Below are 21,023 nucleotides of genomic sequence, written 5' to 3'. Positions count from 1 at the left end.
TGACTCTATAGCATGCAATAATTAGATCAACAACAGGAGAGAGCTTGATATTTGAAAATCAATATATCCAAGAACGAATTAAAAAAACAGAGAGACTAAGAGAAGAAGGTATCAATCCTTACCCTAACCAGATACAAAAAGGAACCCCTTCAACACAGTTTTTAGAAGAGTGTGCTTATATCAAAGAGCAAGAGAGTGATGAGAAAAAAGATGAGAACAAAAGCTACTCACTGACAGGTCGGATCAAGTTTATCCGTATCATGGGGAAAGCTGCTTTTGCAAAAATAGAAGATGCAGAAGGTTTAGTTCAAATCTATTACAATAGAGATGAACTACCGGAAGGTTTTTACAACAATATAGCAAAGAAACTCTTTGAGGTCGGAGATATCATCGAAGTGACAGGATACCCTTTTGTCACACAAACAGGTGAACTCACACTGCACTGTAAAGATATGAAAATCGTTTCCAAAGCGATCTCTCCACTACCTGAAAAGTTCCATGGATTGCAAGACCAGGAACTTAGATACAGACAACGCTACCTTGACATGATCATGAACCCTGATGTCAAAAAGAACTTTGTCATGAGATCTAAAATTGTTTCAATGGTCAGAAGATTTTTTGAAAATAAAGAGTTCCTAGAAGTTGAAACGCCTATGATGCACCCTATTCCTGGTGGTGCAAATGCAAAGCCATTTATCACACACCACAATGCTCTGGATGTAGAGCGTTATCTGCGTATCGCACCTGAACTTTACCTCAAGCGTCTTATCGTTGGTGGAATGGAAGCTGTTTTTGAGATAAACAGAAACTTTAGAAATGAAGGAATGGACCATACGCATAACCCTGAATTTACAATGATAGAGTTTTACTGGGCTTATAAAACCTATATTGAACTGATGGAAATCACCGAAGAGTTGTTTGACTATCTCTTTGATAATCTTGCTCTTGAGAGAAAGTTGCCTTATGGTGAAGTAGAGATAGACTTTGCAACACCGTTTGCGAAAATACCGTATATCGAATCACTGACAAGCATAGGTGGTGTACCCGCAGATGTTGCCACAGATAAAGAAAAAGCATTGGCGTATCTCCAAGAACATAATGTCAAAGTAGATCCTAACCTTACATTGGGTTATCTGCAGGCTGAACTCTTTGATGAATTTGTCGAAGGGAAACTTATTAACCCTACTTTTATTACAGATTTCCCTGTAGATATCTCGCCACTTGCAAGAAGAAGTGATGAGAATCCGGACATTGCAGAGCGTTTTGAGCTCTTCATGGCGGGTAAAGAGATTGCCAATGGTTTCTCTGAACTTAATGACCCTATCGACCAGTATGAGAGATTTAAGGGGCAAGTAGATGCCAAAGAAGCTACAGGTGATGACGAAGCAATGCATATGGATACAGACTATGTGAAGGCACTGAGCTACGGTATGACACCGACAGCCGGTGAGGGTATCGGTATAGACAGACTTGTGATGATGCTGACCAACCAACACAGTATCCGTGATGTACTTCTGTTCCCAGCGATGAAACCGGAAGTACCAAGAGAAGAGCTTGCTCCTATCTGTGCACCAGAGAGTAAATGTAAAAAGTGTGGAAACGAAAATCTAATTGAACTTAAACCTGCCAAAAAAGGCAAGGGTATGTTCTGTATAGATGTCGCTGCCTGTAAACAAAGAATGCAAGAGAAGCAAAAGTAAAATTTGGATATAAATCCACTAATAAACCTAACAAAGGATACCTTATGAGTTATGCTATAGAAACATTTGACCCGGAGATTTTTGAAGCGATTGAAAATGAGAGAGAAAGACAAACAGATCACCTAGAGATGATCGCCTCTGAGAACTTTACGATCCCTGCTGTGATGGAAGCGATGGGTTCAGTATTTACAAACAAATATGCCGAAGGTTATCCATATAAAAGATACTATGGCGGATGTGAGTTTGCTGATACCGTAGAACAACTTGCTATTGACAGAGCATGTGAGCTTTTTAACTGTAACTATGCGAATGTTCAACCGCATTCTGGTTCGCAGGCAAATGGAGCTGTCTATGCAGCACTTCTTAAAGCCGGAGAAAAGATACTTGGAATGGACTTAAGCCACGGTGGTCACTTGACACATGGTTCAAAGCCAAGTTTTTCTGGTAAAAACTACTCATCTTTCACTTACGGTGTAGAGCTTGATGGTCGTATCAACTATGATAGAGTACTTGAGATCGCTAAGATCGTACAACCTAAGATCATCGTATGTGGTGCTTCTGCTTATGCAAGAGAGATAGACTTTAAAAAGTTTAGAGAGATCGCTGATGAAGTGGGAGCGATCCTTTTTGCAGATATCGCTCACATTGCAGGTTTGGTATGTGCAGGTGAACACCCTAGCCCATTCCCATATGCGGATGTTGTCACAACGACTACACATAAAACACTTGCGGGACCTCGTGGTGGTATGATCATGACAAATGATGAGGATATAGCTAAAAAGATCAATTCAGCTATCTTCCCTGGACTTCAAGGCGGGCCGCTTGTACATGTAATCGCTGCAAAAGCAGTAGGTTTCAAACACAACCTCAGTGATGCGTGGAAAGTCTATGCAAAACAGGTCAAAGCAAATGCAGCAGTACTTGCAAATGTTCTCATGGAAAGAGGCTACGATGTCGTCTCTGACGGTACAGACAATCACTTAGTGCTGGTTTCATTCCTGAACAAAGATTTCTCCGGTAAAGATGCGGATGCGGCACTGGGTGCAGCAGGTATCACCGTAAACAAAAACACTGTCCCTGGTGAGACAAGAAGTCCATTTGTGACTTCAGGTGTACGTATTGGTTCTCCTGCACTTACAAGCAGAGGGATGAAAGAGAAAGAGTTTGAAATCATCGCAAATAAGATTGCGGATGTACTTGACAATATCAATGATGCTGCACTGCATGCAACGATCAAAGAAGAGATGAAAGTACTGGCACAAGATTTTGTGATCTATGACAAACCTATCTACTAAGGTACAACCATAAAAGTTTTTGATTTAGATCTTTTTGATGACCATTATTACATTAAAAGGAATACGATCGTTGAACAGATACAGTTCAGCAATCGTACCTTTTATGCTAAATTTGAACGTATTAATGAACCGCTGACACCTCTGCTGTTAGAACAACACCAAAATAGGCAATTTACGATTGCAGCCCCCCTGCTGAAAGAGAACCATACCAACTATCTTGTGATCGAATACAAAGGTGATGAACACAAACGGTTTCAGCATCTTATCAAGCACCTCTTTAAAACACTTAATATCACCGACTATCATATCTATCAGGGTAAAGATATTGAACGCCTGCAGGTCTTTATAAGAGTAGACCACTTACCATTGGAAGAGGCAGATGCACAACTTCAAAAACTTTCAAATGCACTCAAAGAAAAAATGACGAAAAAGTGGAAATGTCTGCCTTCAATAACACTGCCAGAAGCATACAATATCGTCACACTTCCCTATAATAGACTCTAACATTTAAATAATATATATAAATATGATATAATCAATACAAAATTATATCTGGAGACACTCCCCTTATGCATGATCACAATCTTGATGACCTCATTATCGATAATATCGAACCTAAAAATAGTAAAACCAAAAGCTTTTTAACCATTATCGCATTACTGATCGTTGTATTGATCGTGGCTATTATCCTCACGAAAATTTTACTTAAAACACCCGATGAAAATGGACTTGCTTTTAAAGAGGATACCACAGAGTTGATAGCGCCAGAGCTCCAGCTAAAAGAAGTACCTAAGCCACAAAAAGTCAAAGAAGAACCATCACTTTCAAATATGATTGAGAGTAAACCCCAAGCACCGGTAGTTGAAACAAAAAAAACTGATGGTATTGAAAAACCGGCTGTAGTGATTCAAAAAGAAGAACCAAAACTGCCAGTGATACCTAAAGCAGACGAGACACAAAAAGAACCTGTACTTTCAAATATACTGGATCAAGAGATTAAAGCACCTGTGGCCAAAACAACCAAAGCAGTCATAGAGCAAGAGCCTTCGTTAACAAGAAAAGAAAAAGAAGCAAAAGATGCAGCTGACATAGCCTACTGGAAAGCAGTACAGGAGAAAAGAAAGGCCGCAGAAAGAAAACGCGAAGAAAGCGTTCAGGTTACAGCACCTGTCAAACCTAAAAAAGTACAAACGCCTATAGTTAAAACACCTAAGCCTGCAGCACAGTATGTAAAAAAACCAGTGAGAAAACCTTTAACCACCAAGTCTGTGCCTAAAACGGTAGAGAGTAGAAAGTACTATGTTCAAGTAGGTGCATATAGAAAGAAACCAAGCACACGTTTTATGTCGGTCATTCGAAATAATAGGTACAAATATATCATGACAAAGCCTGATAGAAACGGCATCAAAAGAATACTTATAGGTCCTTATAGCAATAGAGCATCCGTGAATCGTGCTCTCATCGATATAAAAGACCGTGTACATAAACGTGCTTTTATAGTAAAGAGGTAAATAACAATGCATAAAACAATACTTTTTGATCAACTCACCCCTGTTGCACTCTATGGAAAAATAAAAGAAATTTTTCCCAATGAAGTCACCATGCTTTTTGAGAGTGTTGTCAATACCAGTGATGGTAACTTCTCTTTTATAACGGTAGGTGCACAAGAACGCCTCAGCTATAAAAATAAAACAACCACCTATACCGACAAAAGCGGTCATAAAAAAACGTTAAAAGAAGACCCCTTCACTTTTTTAAAAACATACTATAAGGGTGTTGACCAAACGGCCTATAAAGAAAAAGCTTTAGAACTTGGCTTCTCTTTTGTAGATGGATTTATAGGTTTTATCGCCTATGATATGGTCAAAGTGTTTGAACCTGTACTGGAAGAGAGCATGGATGATCTACTTGATCCACTTGATACCCCTGACCTTGACCTGGTACGCCCAAAGATCATCATTGCCTACTCACACAAGAGTGCGAAACTCACAATGATATTAAATGATGACTCTATGGAAGAGGGCATGAGTGCTATTGAAGCTATCTTAAAAAACTCATGTACCCCAATGCCTCTTAAAGCAGTAGAGCTTGAAGGTGAAGGCAGTTTCAGTATAGATGAAGAACGTTTTAAAGAACTGGTTGTGGAGTCTAAAGAGAACATACGTTCCGGAGATATTTTCCAAATACTTTTAGCCAACAGATATACACAAAAAGGGAAGATCGATCCATTGAGTTTTTACAGGGTACTGCGCTCTAAGAACCCTTCACCTTATCTTTTCTTACTGGACTATGAAGATTTCTCTATCTGCGGTTCTTCCCCAGAAGTGATGGTACGTCTGACAGAAGGTGAGATACTTCTACGTCCTATCGCAGGTACACGTAAACGGGGTAAAAATAAAGCACGAGACAAAGAGTTGGAACTTGAAATGTTGAACGATCCTAAGGAGTGTGCAGAGCACCTAATGCTTATAGACTTGGGGCGAAATGATGTGGGTCGTGTGGCACAGACAGGTACAGTAAAAGTCACCGATATGATGCGCGTTGAAAAATACTCTCATGTGATGCATATGGTATCGGATGTTGAAGCGATGTTACAAGAGGATAAAGATATGTTTGACCTCTTTGCCGCTACTTTTACTGCAGGAACCATGACAGGTGCTCCCAAAATAGAAGCCATGAAGCTCATCGCACAATATGAAGGTTTAAAACGTGGTTTCTACTCTGGGTCTGTAGGATACTTCTCTTTTGATGGGAACATGGATTCAGCCATTGCCATACGTACTTCACTGATTAAGCCAGACAGTATTACACTGCAGGCTGGTGCCGGTGTGGTTGCTGATTCAAAACCGGAATTAGAGTACCTGGAAGTGAAAAACAAGCTAGGGGCTCTTCTCTCCACACTGAAAGAAATGGAGACACTTTAAAGATGGGTCCATTATTCCTATGAAACAGCTCTTTGCCATCTTTGGAAATCCTGTTTCTCACTCCAAATCCCCACTGATGCACAACCTCTCTTTTCAGGGATTGCGTTTTGACGGATGTTATGCACGCTATTTGCTTGAAGAAGGAAGTAAGCTCAAGGAGACCTTTTTTTCACTTGGCCTCAAAGGTATCAACATTACCGTCCCTCACAAAGAGCATGCGTATGCTGCCTGTGATGTCTTGGATCCTTTTGCCCAAAAAGTGGGTGCGGTGAATACGATCGTTGAAAAAGAGGGAAAACTCTATGGATACAATACAGATGCACCAGGTTTTTTAAAAGCCATTTCAGAATTTGAGAATGTCAAAACCGTACTTTTCTTAGGTGCTGGGGGTACAGCAAAATCTACTTCGATCATCCTCAAAGAAGCAGACTATGATGTAACTATCCTGAATCGTAGTGGAGGTAGACTCACTTACTTCAAGGACCATGGATTTGAAACATATACCTTCGATGACTTTGATCCAAAGCCCTATGATTTGGTGATCAATATGACTTCTGCCGGTCTGGAAGATGATTCACTCCCTGCACCATCTGAAATACTGGGAAAAGTCATACCTACGGCAAAGGCCTGTGTAGATGTCATCTATGGAAAAGAGACACCCTTTTTAAAACTTGCAAGAAAATACAAGAAACCGACAAAAGATGGATCTGATATGCTGCTCTATCAAGGCATCATCGCGTTTGAGTATTTTACAGAGCAAGCTTTTAGCTTTGAGGAGATCAAACCGTATATGCAAAAAGCATTTATACTATAGCATTCCATTTGACTTCAATTAACCTTTAGTCATTAAAATGAGAATATACAGACACACTATGAGGTAAGCATGATAAATATTTTAATGATCGAGGATGATACAGAGTTTGCAGAACTTCTCACTGAGTATCTTGCACAATATGACATCAAAGTCACGAACTATGAAGACCCCTATCTTGGACTGAGTGCCGGTGTGAAAAAATATGATCTTCTCATATTGGATCTTACCCTTCCGGGTATGGATGGCCTGGAAGTATGTAAAGAGGTCGTGGAGAAGTATGATATTCCTATTATTATCTCATCCGCACGTTCCGACATCAATGATAAAGTGGAAGGTTTTGCACTAGGTGCAGATGACTACCTGCCTAAACCCTATGATCCCAAAGAGATGTATGCACGTATTACCTCACTGCTTAGACGTTACTCTAAATCAGAGAATAACAAACTGGTCACACCTAAGAGTGATTTTGAACTGAAAGGGGACACGATCTATTTTAAAGGAGAAGCACTCTCTTTAACACCTGCGGAATTTGAAGTCCTCTCTTTGCTAGTAAAACATCAGGGCATTACACAATCACGTGAACAGATCATTAATACTTCCAGAACTATGAGTATGGATTCACAAGGGAAAAGTTTGGATGTGATCATCTCAAAGATACGTACCAAACTGGGTGATAATAAACGTATACAGGCCGTGCGTGGTGTAGGATATAAACTCGTATGATCATCACTTCATTGCGTAGTAAAATAAGGGTTGTATTTTCTGTTACACTGCTTTTACTGGGTGCACTCTTTATATTTTCTATCAAATATGATCATGCAATGATAGAAGAAAGAAATATTGCGCAAGAACAAGCCATTTCCCACTATCTCTATACCTATTATTTAAAATACGGAAAGATCGATGAAGCCTATCTTGAGGCACAAAATGTTTCACTCATTACCGATAAAGGCATGGTCGTTCAGATAGAACGCTTTTTCAAAGAGAAGGGGGAACTTAAACGTTATGCGGTAGACACCTTTCGTTTAAAGCGTATTATTATTATTAACAATGATCGATTTAAACTCATACTTGAAAACAAGAACAAACCACAGTTCCCGATTAAACGTGTACTTATCTTCTCCACTGTTTTTCTCCTCATCATCTTTTTGTATCTATGGATTATGAAAAGTCTACAACCGCTTTCTGCATTAAAAAGCCAGATCAAAACCTTCTCTAAAGGTAACCTGGATATAGAGTGTAAAAGTGATAAAGAAGATGAGATAGCCGAAGTGGCAAATGAGTTTGATCATGCCGTCACCATGATACGTGAACTTCTGCACTCTCGTCAACTCTTTTTACGTGCCATCATGCACGAGCTTAAAACACCTATAGCCAAAGGGCGTCTTGTCAGTGAAATGCTTGAGGATGAAAAAAATAAAGCCCGTATGCATAGTATCTTTGAGAGACTCAATCTTCTTATAGATGAATTTGCAAAGATTGAGCAGATCACTTCTAAAAACTTTGAACTGACGATCAAAACTTACAAGATGAGTGACTTGCTCGAAGCCAGTGAAGATATGCTCATGATAGAGAAACCAAAACGTCTTATCACAACAAAAATTGAAAAAGATTATAGTGTCTCTGTTGATTTTGAACTTTTCACTCTCGTGATAAAGAATCTGCTTGATAACGGTATAAAGTACAGTACCGATAAACATATTACCGTGGTGATCGATGGCAATACCCTGAAAGTCATCAATAAAGGCGAAGCATTACCAGAGCCATTAGAAAATTATTTTAAACCTTTCCATGCCTCGAAAAAAGGTTTAGGTTTAGGGCTGTATATTGTAAAGAGTATTTTAGATATTCATCAAATGGAGTTACACTATCAGCATGAAGATGGAGAAAATATCTTCACACTGGTATAGATCATTCAGATTCTTCATCTGTATCTGAAAGCATAAATGCAAGCTCTAAGGCTTGAGATGCGTTAAGCCTAGGGTCACATTGTGTATGGTAACGACTTGCAAGACCCTCAGCAGTAATGGCACAAGATGTACTACCCGTACACTCAGTAACATCGTTTCCTGTCATCTCTAAATGGATACCTGCAGCGACAGTACCCATTTCTTTATGAATAGCAACAAACTGTTCCACTTCTGAGAGAATGTTATCAAAATCTCTGGTTTTAAATCCAGTTGAACTCTTTTCAACATTTCCATGCATAGGGTCACAAGACCATACAACATTTTTTCCTTCATCTCTTACACGCTTAAGAAGTTTAGGGAAATACTCTCTGATCTTACTAGCACCCATACGAACGATAAGGTTCAATCTTCCCTCTTCGTTATCCGGGTTCAATGCATCGATAAGCTCGATAAGTTCATCCTCTTCCATCGTTGGACCGACTTTACAGCCAATAGGGTTTTTGATCCCTCTAAAGTACTCAATATGTGCTTCATTGAGATCTCTTGTTCTATCACCTATCCATAACATATGCGCTGAACAGTCATACCATTCACCAGTCTCAGTGTCTTTTCTGGTTAATGCCTCTTCATAGTTTAGAAGCAGTGCTTCATGCGAGGTATACAGTGTTGTTTGGTGTAATTGTGGCATACTGTCACTGTTAAGTCCACATGCTGCCATAAACTTCATCGCATGGTCAATTTTAGTACTCAGTGCATCATAACGCTTTCCAAGCGGATTGTCTTTAATAAACTCAAGGTTCCATTGATGTACTTTATTAAGATCCGCCAAACCACCTCTCGAAAATGCACGTAAAAGATTCTCAGTGGCCGCAGACTGATTATAGGCTTTGAGCATATTTTTAGGATTTGGTTCTCTTGCCGCTTCAGTGAACTCGATACTATTAATAATATCACCACGATAACTTGGAAGACGTACGCCATCGATCTCTTCAAAATCAGACGATCTCGGTTTTGCAAACTGTCCTGCAATACGACCTACTTTTACTACTGGTTTACCAGTACCATACATCAAAACCATGTTCATCTGAAGCATTAGTCTAAAAAGGTTTTTTATATTTTTTGCATTAAAGTCAGAAAAACTCTCTGCACAATCTCCACCTTGGAGTAAAAATGCTTCTCCACGCCCTGCTTTTGCAAGCTTCTCTTTCAAGTCTCTTGCTTCACCAGCAAAAATAAGTGGCGGGTAAGATCTTAATTCTTCTTCTACTTTTTTAAGAAGTTCTTGGTCTTGATATATTGGTTGTTGCTTTATGGGAAAATTTCTCCAACTGCTCGGTGTCCAACTCATAGTATATCCTTAAAAATAAATTGGATGATTATAGCTAAAAAAAATGAAAAAAAGGAATCAAGTTATTCACAGGGGTGAAAGAGGGGTGAATAACTTCACTTTATGATTAGAATAAGATTTACTTTTTCACAACAAAGGTTACAAAGTTCGCCCATTGAAATACAGTTTCAACACTCTTAAATCCTGCATCTCTACACATCTGTATATTCTCTTTAATGGTAAAAGGAATCAGTACATTTTCCAACGCTTCACGCTTTTGTGCAATCTCATATTCACTGTATCCCTGCTCTTTTTTATAGTCATAATAAATATCTATGAGCTCCTTGTCAAGCTTTTTATCTTCAAAGACCACTTTCTCAGAAAAAATGAACATACCATCCTCATTTAATCCTTCATAAAGCTTCTTTACAAGTTCAACACGCTGCATAGGCCGGATGAACTGTAAAGTATAGTTTGCCACAATGATATCTTCTTTTTGGTAGTGATACGTCAACATGTCAGCCAATTCCAACGCTATGTCTGCACCGAAAGCCTGACATTTTTGCTCTGCCCTGTCTAGCATCGCTTGTGAATTATCCAAACCTTTGAGTTGCATTTTAACATCCATTTTACCGTGAAGATCGAGTAAGAACTTTGCCGTAGAAGAACCAAGATCAAGCACTTTTAACCCCTCTTTCTGTTCTGAAAGTATCAAAGAGATGATCAACTTCCGAACCTCATCATAAAAAGGTACCGAACGGCTTAACATATCATCGAAAACTGAAGCGACTGCTTCATCAAATTCAAACTTTTTTTCTATAGGCTTATTAAACACTTTATCTTGCATCATTTTTTCTTTAGATTTTATTTTTATCATTATATTAAAAGAGTCTACTAAATCAGTTGAAGCGTTAAATTTGCTTATTTCATGTTTTTTCATCAAAGTCAAAGTTTTTTAGATTAGAATTGTAGTAAGGGATTAGAATTAAAAATATGGAAAAATTAACTATACTTATCGTAGATGATGACAAAACTACCACTTCAATACTTAACCATATGTTATATACATATACAGACCACATCCTTACAGCATCTGATGGTGTAGAGGGGCTTGAGCTTTATCAAACCTGGCATCCAGATATCATCCTCTCTGATATCAATATGCCGCGTATGAATGGTCTGGAAATGGTTGAGAAGATAAGAAAAACAGATGAAAATGTAAAGATAGCCATTTTTACAGACTTTGAAAGACGTGATATTCTCCTTAAAGCGATTGAGCTTGGAGTGAATCAATTTCTTTCAAAACCATTTGCATCTAAAAGTTTTTCAAAGACGATACAGAACCTTTATGCTGATGTGATAGAGAAAAGACATAGTAACAGGGAAATTCAAAGACAGCAGAATATACTTCATGCCATCAATGAAATGTCCCATAACTTTTTACAGCAATCAGACTGGATGAATGCGCTCAAACAAGAGATGCAGAACCTTAAACAGGCTTCTGACATGTCATCTATATTTATATACCAAAATGAGCAAGAGAATGATAATCTCTCAGCGCAAAAACTTTTATATATCAATGATAATCCAGAAGCAAAAACTAAAAAACGTATCCACTACCGTAAACACTATTTTATGCGATGGAAAAACCAACTAGAGAAAAACTTGCCTATCAATGGAAGTAGAGAGGATTATGATAAGTCAAAAAAGAAACTCTTAGACCTCTTTAAAATCAATTCTTTACTGATATTGCCTATCTTTGTACAGGATAAATGGTGGGGATTTCTTGGTATCGGAGATGAACACAAACAAACACTCGAATCTACCAATGTCGAAATGCTCAGTACAGCTGCATCCATCATCGGTGCTGCTATCAATAACAGAAACAACCTACAATCACTTGAAATGTCTTCAGCGGTCTATGAGCATACCATGGATGGTGTTTTGATCACAGATAGACGTAACCGTATTCTTCATGTCAATGATGCATTTCTTGATATTACAGGCTATTCACTGGAGAATGTGATAGGTAAAGATCCTAAAATCCTAAAATCCGGAAAACATGATAAACACTTTTACCAAAAAATATGGCATCAATTATCCAAGAATGGATATTGGCAAGGAGAGATCACCAATCGTAAAAAAAATGGTGAAATTTATATTGAATGGCTCAGTATCAATACGATCAAAAATGCTCAAGGTGGAATCGAAAATTTTATCGGTATCTTTTCAGATGTAACTCACCAACGAAAAGATGCGCATGACCAGGCTTACTTAGCCACACATGATCCCCTTACCGGTCTTTCCAATCGACTTTTATTCGACGATAGATTGGAACACGCGATCAACCATGCAGACAGGTTCAATAAATGTATCAGTCTCATATTTTGTGACTTGGACAATTTTAAACCGATCAATGATACCTATGGCCACACCACAGGTGATGAGATACTCAAAAGAGTAGGAAGTGCTCTTCAAGGGATCTTAAGAAAAGAGGATACCGTATGTCGTTTTGGTGGTGATGAATTTGTGATCCTTGTTGAAGAGTTGAACAGTTTTGAGTATCTTAACGACATTTTACGTAGGATCAATGAACTTACCCATACACCTTGTGTTATCGATGGTAATGCGATCACTATAGGTATGAGTATCGGTGCTTCGATCTATCCCGATGACGGTGTAACATCAGAAGCCTTGATCAAATCTGCAGATACAGCCATGTACAGAGCAAAAAATGGTGGTAAAAATCGTATAGAGTATTCTCAGTCTAATCCTGATTTATATTGTCTAAAAAAATACAAAGAGATAGGTGAGGCAGACATACAATATTCTACGTAACATAGTTTAAACGAGGAATATCCTCTTTATGATAATCTCTTTTTTGCTATAGCTATATCAGCGTGAATTTGTTCTCTTAGGGTATCTAAACTATCAAACTTTTGGTTGATACGAATGAAGTCTACAAATTCCAACATGATTTCTCCACTGACTTCACCGATCTCTTGATCTAAAATATGTGTCTCTACCGCATAAGAGTCATCTGTTGTGCCGCGGTGTCCTAAAAAGCTCACAGAGCCTAACCATTGACCATCAATGCGTGTACGTGTCGTATACACACCTTCCAATGGGAGTTGATACTCTTTTACATTTAAATTGATCGTTGGAACCAACTCTTTTTTACCCAATCCCTGTCCTTGTACCACCGTACCTTGAATGTAATACGTTCTACCCAGTAATCTATTTACCGGTTCGATTTTCCCCTCACGCAAATACGTTTTAATGATACGAGAGTGGACGGGTGTCTCCCCAAGCGTTACCTGATCAACGATGTCTATGTGTTTATTAGATAGGGTTTTCATCATCATCGCATTCCCTGCTTTATTTTTACCAAAATGGAAATCATACCCCACAACGATCGTTTCAAGTGCAGGAAAATCAACTTCAAGTTTATGTACAAACGCTTCAGGTGTCAGCGATTTTATTTTATCAAAATGGTAAAAGCAGCAGACTTTAGAGGTAAAGAGAGAACGTTTATACCCAGGTGTCAAATAGCCGCTATTTCTTTCTATGATCACCAATGCATCCACTTTATCTATAAGCGCCTGATGTCCAAGATGTATACCGTCAAATGAACCTATGGCGATCCGCTTGATCTGATTACGAAATGACAAGGCTACTTCTCCCTCTTTACAAAATGATAAAGATACTCTTGGTTACCCTCTTTACCCTGGACCTGTGAGAGTGCCTGGTAGTCAAGTTCCCATCCCAGTTTTACAGCTTTTGCTTCAAACTCTTCTTTTCGTCTGGCTATTGCATCAAGATCCTGTACGACACCTCTGCTATCACGCTTCACATCTTTACCCACTTCAAACTGCGGTTTGTAGAGTATAACGATATCTGTACCGTTTTGGCTCAGTCTGTCTATATCCTCTATGATCTGCACTATAGAGATAAATGAAACATCACAGGTGATCAATTCAAAAGCATCATCACTTTGGAATTCACGTATGTCTGTCTCTTCATAAAGTGACAGTTTTTCATTATTACGCAGTGATACATGCAGTTGGTCTTTGCCTACATCCACACAGGAGAGGCTTGCCACACCGTTTTCAAGCACGATCTGAGCAAATCCACCCGTACTGGAACCTATGTCTAACGCTTTTTTTCCTTTGAAGTCTATAGGATGCTCAGCCAAAAAGTTCTCTAACTTACGGGCTGCACGGCTCACATAAAACTTCGTATCTTCTACTTCGACTATACTGTTTTCATCTATTTTAGCCGAAGCCTTGGCCTTCTTTCCATCTACAAGAACCTGCCCGGCCTTTATCGCATCATTTGCACGGTTACGACTTTCAAAGTAACCCTCTTCTACCAGGTATTTATCCAGTCTCATAACATTTTCCTCATTTCCTCTTCTCTCAGTGTCTTCACACCCAGACTCTCAGCCTTGGTCAACTTGGATCCTGCATCGTCACCATAGACAACATAGTCTGTCTTTTTACTCACAGAACCACTGACTTTTGCACCCAGTTTTTCAAGCATCTCTTTGACGACTCCACGACTTACAGACATAGACCCGGTCAGTACCACTGTTTTGTTTTTAAAAGGATTTTCTTCTGCTTCGACTTTCTCTTCTACTTGAGGTTGGATCACATCAAAAAGTTTTAAAACAAAATCATGGTTCACACGCATAAATTCCAGTAGAGAATTTGCCATCTCCTCACCTATACCATCCAAAGCTACAACTTCTTCAAATGTAGCATCTACAACACCTAAGCCAAATTCTAAAGCCAATGACTTACTGGCCACTTCCCCGATATGTTCTATACCCATGGCAGAAAGTAGCCTATAAAGAGGTGCTCCTTTTGTATGAGCAATGGCATCAAGAAGATTTTGTATACGCTTCTCTTTAAAACCTTCCATGCCTTCCAAATCTTCAAACTTCAAATGGTAGAGTCCTAAGATATCTTCTATTTTATGCTCTTTGACCAGTATCTCAACGATCTTGGATCCAAGTCCGTCTATATTCATACATCCTTTTTTAGCAAAGTGAATGATGGAGTTCACGACTCTGTCCGGACAATCGAGGTTTTGGCACTTTATCAGTGTCCCTTCATCGAGTAATTCACTTTGACAGGTCGGGCAGGCTGTCGGTCGTGCGATCGCTCTCTCTGATCCGTCTCGTCTATCATCCAACACCTTAGTGATCTTAGGGATCACATCCCCAGAGCGTATCAGTATGATGCTATCCCCGATCATTAACCCCTTACGTTCTATCTCATCGAAATTATGCAGGGTGGCACGGCTGATGATGGCACCATCTACTTCTACAGGTTCCACCTCCGCTACAGGGGTGATCACACCCGTTCTTCCTACCTGAAGCGTAATGTCATTGACCTTGGTCACTTTCTCTACAGCAGGAAACTTGTAAGCACACATCCATTTGGGTACCTTGACCGTATAGCCCAGATCTTCCTGTTTGCTTACCTCGTCTACCTTGATGACCATACCGTCCATCATCATAGGTATCTCATGACGCAGAGCAATAAGATCTTGGTAAAATGCTTCTATCTCTTCGATGTTATGACACTCTTGTACATGCGGAGGCTCTAAAAAACCCAGAGTATACACAAAGTCCATCTTTTGGGAGAGTTTTGTCTGTGTTAAACTGTTTTCACCCAAACCCCAAGGGTAAAATACCAATCTTCGTTTTGCGGTAACAGAAGAGTCCAGCTGTCTGAGGCTTCCTGCTGCAGCATTTCGTGGGTTTGCAAAAACCTGTTCACCTTTTTCAAGTCTCTCTTTGTTGATGATCTCAAAATCATCTTTACGAATGACCACTTCACCGCGTATCTCTATCTGACCCTTATAGTCAATGGTTAAAGGTACAGAACGGATGGTCCGTACATTATCTGTCACTTCTTCACCGATCACACCATCACCACGTGTGATCGCACGGACCAACTTACCATTTTCATACAGTAAGTTCATGCTTGCACCATCAAACTTAGGCTCACAGAAGTAAACGCATTCACCTACATTTTTAACCGTTCTGTCCAGCCACTCCTGCACTTCATCCGTGTTAAATACATCTTCCATACTCCACATACGTTTGATATGCTTCGCTTTGGAAAACTCACCACGTACCACGCCCCCGACACGCTTCGTAGGAGAATCCTCTGCAACATTTGAGGGGTTCTCTATTTCATAGTCTAACACTTCATGGTAAAGCCTGTCATACTCATCATCCGTAGCAACAGGGTTATCTTCAACATAGTAGGCATGTGCCCACTTTTTAAGAAGTTGGATCTTTTCTTGATATTGTTCGTTTGTCATTTTTTATAGTTAACTTTCTTTTTTTTTCCATGAAACTTCGGGGTCGTATGCAAAATATACACATCCAAAAAAGCTTTCGCCCTGGCTAAATACTCTCTGGCTTTCATTCTATAGGCTGCAGCCGTACCAGGGATATCTTTTGCCGTAAACCCTATAACTTTTTGTCCTTTGGCTTTGGCTAGAAACAACGCTCTTTCAAGATGAAATTTCTGAGAAACGATTATATAGTCTTTTAGGTCAAAAATCGCTTCAGCTCTCACCACAGAATCCAGTGTTCTGATACCTAAAGGATCCAGGGTGATATACTGGCTTGGAACCCCTGCTTTTATCAAATCGTTTTGCATCTTGCTTGTCTCATTATAATACTTTGTACTGTGATCCCCGGAAACCACTATGGCCTTTACTTTTCCTGCCTTAAAGAGATTGGCTGCGGCACGAATACGATAGGTATAAAAGTAGTTTTTCCCTCCACCTATCATATATTTGGCTGTACCTAATACCAAAGCAGCTTTTTTTACTGGGACTTTGTTGATACTATTATAAAGAGCCGATTCTGCCTGTTTTGAGATAGAGATATCTATCACAATGAGGGTTATCACTGTGGCCAGCACCATGACAAAAATCCACTTTAGTATACGTACCACAATCTTACAGCACCGCTCTCAAAACTGTTAAAGCCTGTTGATGCTCAGCGACATCATGACAACGTACGATCGAAGCCCCGTTCTCAACAGCTTTAAGATGGATGGCCAATGTTCCAGGTAAACGTTCTTCTGTTGTAGCAGGAATGATCTTATGTATCATCGATTTTCTGCTTGCACCCACCAGCAGTTCACAGCCAAAGACTTTAAAATGTGCCATGTTCCTGATCAGGGTCAGATTATGTTCCAAGGTTTTACCAAAACCTATCCCTACATCTAAAATAATATTTTCTCTACGCAATCCCAAAGCTTCACATTTGGCGATGCGCGCTTCAAAAAAGTCGCTGACCTCCACCATCACATCCTCGTAGGTTGGGTCTTTTTGCATGGTTTTGGGTGTACCCTTCATATGCATAATACAGAGCTTGGCTTCATACTTCACTGCAAGTTTTATGATTGCTTCATGACTTGCCCCTGTAATGTCATTGATGAGGGTAAATCCGCTCTTAAGTGCATACTCTGCAACATCCGGGGTATAAGTATCTACAGAAAAAACAGCTTTTTCATACAGTTTTTCAGACTGTATGATGTCACAAATAGGTTTGATACGTGCCAACTCCTCTTCTACACTTACCTCATCTGCACCCGGACGGGATGACACCGCACCAATATCTATGATACTTGCACCACTCTCTATCATGGTGTTGATCTGGGTGATGGCATCCTCATCCTTAAATCTGCTTCCGGAAAAAAAACTGTCATCGTTCGCATTGATCACACCCATGATCTGAGTAGGATAGTTTTTGATAGAGAGAAATTTCTTCAGTTCAGTAGCGACTGTTTTGAGTCCAAAAGGCTGTGCCAACTCTTTTTTAGAGAGGAGTTCCATGTGTTTTCTCGTTCCCATAAGAATACAGTCATAGGTAGGTCTTTCACAAAGTATCACGCCACTGGGTACAGCAAGTTCAGCACCTATACTGAGAGCATCTTGTTTAAGTATGTTTGCTGCGGGTGTTTTAAGATCTTTGATGAAGAAGTAGAGAAGTTCCATCTTCTTTGCCATGATACCCACACCGCCACTCTCTACATCCAGTGCTTTAAGGGCCGCTTTTTTATCTGTGATATGTCCAAGTTGATAGATTTTCATAGCGTCCCCTATAGTCTATACGTATATTTTACCGTTTTTTTCTAGCCAGAAGTTTCAAAAGAAGGGTATTGAGTACAAACGGTGGTGGTGACCCTACATCCAAAGCAATAAAAGCATTGGAAAAGAGTGTGAGGGTCTTCTCATCTAAATTATAACCTTGTGAGTATATAGCTTCTTTGCTGATCTGCTCAACAAGCACTTTCATCGCTTTGGCATCCGTACGTTTATGGGTTTGAACAAAATCATAGACTGTAGCCAAAGAGAGTTGACCTAAGTCCAACGCCAGTTTTTCTTCTTCTTTATCCTGTGACAGTACCATGATAGGCAAACGTGAACGAATCGTATCTAGGATCGTTGCTTTACTGGGTGTGATCAGAATAAACTCTTTTTTGGGCGGTGGTTCTTCTATCACTTTTAAAAGTTTATTTTGTACCACAGGAGAGAATGTTTTCGCTGCAATGATGATGACGGTGGTCTCTTCACTGGCCATGTGAGCTTTTTCTATCGCCAGTTTTGCATCTTCCACTAAAAAAGTATCTTCTTTGATGATCTTTACAAGACGTTCACTTTGTTGTAACCCTTCAAGCTGGATCACTGTGTCATCGATATCGCTGCTGATGATCACTTGGCTAACTAATCTCATGACTCTAAGTCTAAGTCCCCGAAAAGTGCTGCTGAGAGCGTGTTGTCAAACAGCTTGAAGAGCTGTAAAAGTTTAATATCCAGTAAGGCATCCGAACTGCGGAAGGCAAAACTGTCCTGGACCTCTTCATCCATCACCCATAAAAAGCTGTTTTCATTTCTATAGGCGAGTTTTGTGTAAGGGTGATCTCCCTTACCGATATACCAAATATAATAACCGTTGGGATAAGAGATATCCAGCATATCTTCAAGAAGTTGCAGATCTTGTGTGGATTTCATAGAGTGAAGATGCGGGAAACAGTCTGACAAAGCATAAAAAGGAAGCAGTGGTCTGTTTTTTTTCAGATCATTGATATGGTTTAAAATATATTGAGAAAACCACTCATGGGATTCATCCGTGAGTATCAGAGCTGTTTTCCCTTCAATACTTTGAGAGACAGCACTTTTAGCTAAAGGTGCCCACTCATAACGGTACTCTTCCATCCATGAAAAAGAGGACTCTTCTTCACGAATGGTCTCCAGTGTCCACTTTAAAAGCTGCTGCATTGCGCTACTTATCTAACTCATACGCTTCGTGAAGTGCACGTATGGCAAGCTCACCATACTTCTCATCTATCACCATAGAGACCTTTATCTCTGATGTAGATATCATCTGTATGTTGATATTACTTTGGGCAAGTACTGTAAATGCTGTAGCCGCCACACCTGAGTGAGATTTCATACCTACTCCTACAACAGAAACTTTACATACATGCTCATCAAAATCCATACCCTGGATATCATGATCAAAACTTTCCATCAGTTTTTTGGCATTTTCATGTTCACTCTGCGGTACGGTAAATCCAAGATTTGTTGAACCGTCAGTACCCATATTCTGAATGATCATATCTACATTAATGTTCGCCTCTGCCAGCATTGTAAATATCTCTGCTGCGATCCCCGGTCTGTCTGCAACACCTCTAAGTGTCACTCTTGCTTGGTTTCTGTCAAGGACAACACCACTTACTAATACTTCTTCCATACTATTGCTCTCCTTTGTGATAAGCGTACCTTCATTGTCGCTAAAACTACTTTTAGCGTATAGTTTTACATTAAGTTTTTTTGCCAATTCTACTGAACGGTTCTGTAAGACCTTCGCACCCAGTGACGAAAGCTCCAACATCTCATCATAAGAGATCGTGTCAAGCTTCTTTGCATTGGGTTCGATGCGTGGATCTGTCGTGTAGATACCATCCACATCTGAATAGATCTCACACTGGTCTGCTTTCAATGCCCCTGCTAAAGCAACAGCAGAAAGGTCCGAACCACCACGTCCCAGTGTCGTGACTGACCCGTCTTTGTTGATCCCCTGAAAACCTGCGACGATAACGATCTTACCCTCACCTATCGCATCGTGCATAGCAGTTGGGTCTATGGACTCGATACGTGCATAAGTATGTGTATTATCTGTTACGATACCCGCTTGACGTCCGGTCATGGCTACTGCATCATAGCCTTTTGACTGCAAAGCGATAGAAAGAAGTGCAGCCGTCACGCGTTCTCCAGAACTAAGCAGCATATCCATCTCTTTTTTTGCAGGATTCTTCGTAAAATGCTCTGCATAGCCTATGAGTTTATTGGTTTCTCCGCTCATTGCTGAGACAACGACTACAATGTCATTACCAGCTTCTTTTGCTTTTGCTACACGGTTGGCCACATTTTCAATACGATCCAAATCTCCAACGCTTGTACCACCATATTTATGTACAACTAACATCTATATCAAACCCTCTTCTATAAAATAATCGATCACTCTACGATAGACTTTACGTTTAAAGTAGGTCACCTTTTTAAATAACTGTTCATACTCTACAAACTCATACTCTTCAAACTCAGGAATATCATATGCCTGCAGATTGATGGTTGCACTCTCTTTAAGGCGTACCAAAAAATATTTTTGTGTCTGCCCGTCAAAAGGGTATGTTTTCCCTCGTGATGTTTTGGGAAAATCATACGTGATCCATTCCGGGAACTCTCCCAGTACTTCTACATGATCACAGCCTATCTCTTCCAACAATTCCCTTTTTAATGCATCTCGAGGTGTTTCACCTTCATCGATACCTCCTTGAGGAAATTGCCATGCATTCTTGATATCACTTCGATGTGCTACAAAAAACTCACACTTGTCCGGATATTTTGAAGAGAGTATTACAGCTGCAACATTGGGCCTATAGCTCTTTTTCTTTTGCATACTTTTACTCATTTCATTGTCTAATTAAATAGGACGCAACAAAGCTAATATTCTTTA

Annotated in this window: 20 protein-coding genes and 1 pseudogene; 10 read left to right on the top strand and 11 right to left on the bottom strand. The window is 39.7% G+C overall.

Going from position 1 to position 21,023, the window contains the following annotated elements:
- Positions 1 to 44 precede the first annotated feature (44 nt).
- The 9 genes and pseudogenes from lysS to LDM93_RS10860 all read left to right on the top strand — a co-directional run bounded on the left by lysS (position 45) and on the right by LDM93_RS10860 (position 8,643).
- Positions 45 to 1,700 (top strand): lysine--tRNA ligase, encoded by a 1,656-nt coding sequence (gene lysS / locus LDM93_RS10900; protein ID WP_223892431.1) that lies wholly within the window; start codon positions 45 to 47, stop codon positions 1,698 to 1,700.
- A gap of 44 nt (positions 1,701 to 1,744) precedes the next feature.
- On the top strand, positions 1,745 to 2,995 hold the full coding sequence (locus LDM93_RS10895; RefSeq protein WP_223892430.1) for a serine hydroxymethyltransferase: 1,251 nt from the start codon (positions 1,745 to 1,747) through the stop codon (positions 2,993 to 2,995).
- Between the two features lie 9 nt (positions 2,996 to 3,004).
- Positions 3,005 to 3,187, top strand: a pseudogene (locus LDM93_RS11425) (DUF1882 domain-containing protein); the annotation flags it as partial.
- Between the two features lie 27 nt (positions 3,188 to 3,214).
- Positions 3,215 to 3,499, top strand: a complete 285-nt coding sequence (locus LDM93_RS10885; protein WP_223892429.1) for a hypothetical protein — start codon at positions 3,215 to 3,217, stop codon at positions 3,497 to 3,499.
- A gap of 65 nt (positions 3,500 to 3,564) precedes the next feature.
- Positions 3,565 to 4,506 (top strand): SPOR domain-containing protein, encoded by a 942-nt coding sequence (locus LDM93_RS10880; protein WP_223892428.1) that lies wholly within the window; start codon positions 3,565 to 3,567, stop codon positions 4,504 to 4,506.
- 6 nt (positions 4,507 to 4,512) lie between these two features.
- Positions 4,513 to 5,919, top strand: a complete 1,407-nt coding sequence (locus tag LDM93_RS10875) for an anthranilate synthase component I family protein (RefSeq protein ID WP_223892427.1) — start codon at positions 4,513 to 4,515, stop codon at positions 5,917 to 5,919.
- Between the two features lie 19 nt (positions 5,920 to 5,938).
- Positions 5,939 to 6,733, top strand: a complete 795-nt coding sequence (locus LDM93_RS10870) for a shikimate dehydrogenase (RefSeq protein ID WP_223892426.1) — start codon at positions 5,939 to 5,941, stop codon at positions 6,731 to 6,733.
- A gap of 69 nt (positions 6,734 to 6,802) precedes the next feature.
- On the top strand, positions 6,803 to 7,456 hold the full coding sequence (locus LDM93_RS10865; RefSeq protein ID WP_223892425.1) for a response regulator transcription factor: 654 nt from the start codon (positions 6,803 to 6,805) through the stop codon (positions 7,454 to 7,456).
- Positions 7,453 to 8,643 carry an ArsS family sensor histidine kinase gene (locus LDM93_RS10860; protein ID WP_223892424.1) on the top strand — a complete coding sequence of 397 codons (1,191 nt, stop codon included), beginning with the start codon at positions 7,453 to 7,455 and terminating at the stop codon, positions 8,641 to 8,643. The genes LDM93_RS10865 and LDM93_RS10860 overlap by 4 nt, the downstream gene beginning before the upstream one ends.
- Before the next feature lies 1 nt (position 8,644).
- Here the strand turns inward: LDM93_RS10860 and LDM93_RS10855 are convergent, their stop codons facing one another.
- Positions 8,645 to 9,991, bottom strand: a complete 1,347-nt coding sequence (locus tag LDM93_RS10855; RefSeq protein WP_223892423.1) for a class II 3-deoxy-7-phosphoheptulonate synthase — start codon at positions 9,989 to 9,991, stop codon at positions 8,645 to 8,647.
- Positions 9,992 to 10,109: 118 nt separating this feature from the next.
- Positions 10,110 to 10,817 (bottom strand): carboxy-S-adenosyl-L-methionine synthase CmoA, encoded by a 708-nt coding sequence (cmoA, locus tag LDM93_RS10850; protein ID WP_223892516.1) that lies wholly within the window; start codon positions 10,815 to 10,817, stop codon positions 10,110 to 10,112.
- Positions 10,818 to 10,963: 146 nt separating this feature from the next.
- Here cmoA and LDM93_RS10845 point away from each other — a divergent pair, with 146 nt between their 5' ends.
- Positions 10,964 to 12,808: a diguanylate cyclase domain-containing protein gene (locus LDM93_RS10845; RefSeq protein WP_223892422.1), complete on the top strand. Its 1,845-nt coding sequence runs from the start codon at positions 10,964 to 10,966 to the stop codon at positions 12,806 to 12,808.
- A gap of 26 nt (positions 12,809 to 12,834) precedes the next feature.
- On the opposite strand, the gene LDM93_RS10840 is transcribed toward LDM93_RS10845, so the two are convergent.
- The 9 genes from LDM93_RS10840 to LDM93_RS10800 are packed head-to-tail and all read right to left on the bottom strand — an operon-like array spanning position 12,835 to position 20,966.
- Entirely contained in the window at positions 12,835 to 13,641 is an 807-nt protein-coding gene (locus LDM93_RS10840; protein ID WP_223892421.1) for a bifunctional riboflavin kinase/FAD synthetase, read from the bottom strand.
- 2 nt (positions 13,642 to 13,643) lie between these two features.
- On the bottom strand, positions 13,644 to 14,363 hold the full coding sequence (locus tag LDM93_RS10835) for a TlyA family RNA methyltransferase (RefSeq protein WP_223892420.1): 720 nt from the start codon (positions 14,361 to 14,363) through the stop codon (positions 13,644 to 13,646).
- Positions 14,360 to 16,306 (bottom strand): NAD-dependent DNA ligase LigA, encoded by a 1,947-nt coding sequence (gene ligA / locus LDM93_RS10830; RefSeq protein ID WP_223892419.1) that lies wholly within the window; start codon positions 16,304 to 16,306, stop codon positions 14,360 to 14,362. Before ligA ends, LDM93_RS10835 begins: the two co-directional genes overlap by 4 nt.
- Positions 16,303 to 16,920, bottom strand: coding sequence for a vancomycin high temperature exclusion protein (locus tag LDM93_RS10825; protein WP_223892418.1), 618 nt, complete (start codon positions 16,918 to 16,920; stop codon positions 16,303 to 16,305). The genes ligA and LDM93_RS10825 overlap by 4 nt, the downstream gene beginning before the upstream one ends.
- 34 nt (positions 16,921 to 16,954) lie before the next feature.
- A complete protein-coding gene (gene folP / locus LDM93_RS10820) occupies positions 16,955 to 18,094 on the bottom strand; it encodes a dihydropteroate synthase (protein WP_223892417.1) in 1,140 nt (379 codons plus the stop codon).
- A 28-nt stretch (positions 18,095 to 18,122) separates the two neighbouring features.
- Entirely contained in the window at positions 18,123 to 18,737 is a 615-nt protein-coding gene (locus LDM93_RS10815; protein WP_223892416.1) for a DNA polymerase III subunit delta', read from the bottom strand.
- Positions 18,734 to 19,282 (bottom strand): HobA family DNA replication regulator, encoded by a 549-nt coding sequence (locus LDM93_RS10810; protein WP_223892415.1) that lies wholly within the window; start codon positions 19,280 to 19,282, stop codon positions 18,734 to 18,736. The genes LDM93_RS10815 and LDM93_RS10810 overlap by 4 nt, the downstream gene beginning before the upstream one ends.
- A 4-nt stretch (positions 19,283 to 19,286) precedes the next feature.
- Positions 19,287 to 20,492, bottom strand: coding sequence for an aspartate kinase (locus LDM93_RS10805; protein WP_223892414.1), 1,206 nt, complete (start codon positions 20,490 to 20,492; stop codon positions 19,287 to 19,289).
- Complete coding sequence (locus LDM93_RS10800) at positions 20,493 to 20,966, bottom strand: RNA pyrophosphohydrolase (protein ID WP_223892515.1); 474 nt, start codon at positions 20,964 to 20,966, stop codon at positions 20,493 to 20,495.
- Positions 20,967 to 21,023 lie beyond the last annotated feature (57 nt).

The sequence above is a fragment of the Sulfurovum sp. TSL6 genome, assembly GCF_019972115.1.
Lineage (GTDB): Bacteria > Campylobacterota > Campylobacteria > Campylobacterales > Sulfurovaceae > Sulfurovum.
Note: the sequence above shows the minus strand (reverse complement) of the source record. Positions and strands in the feature narration are given on the sequence as shown.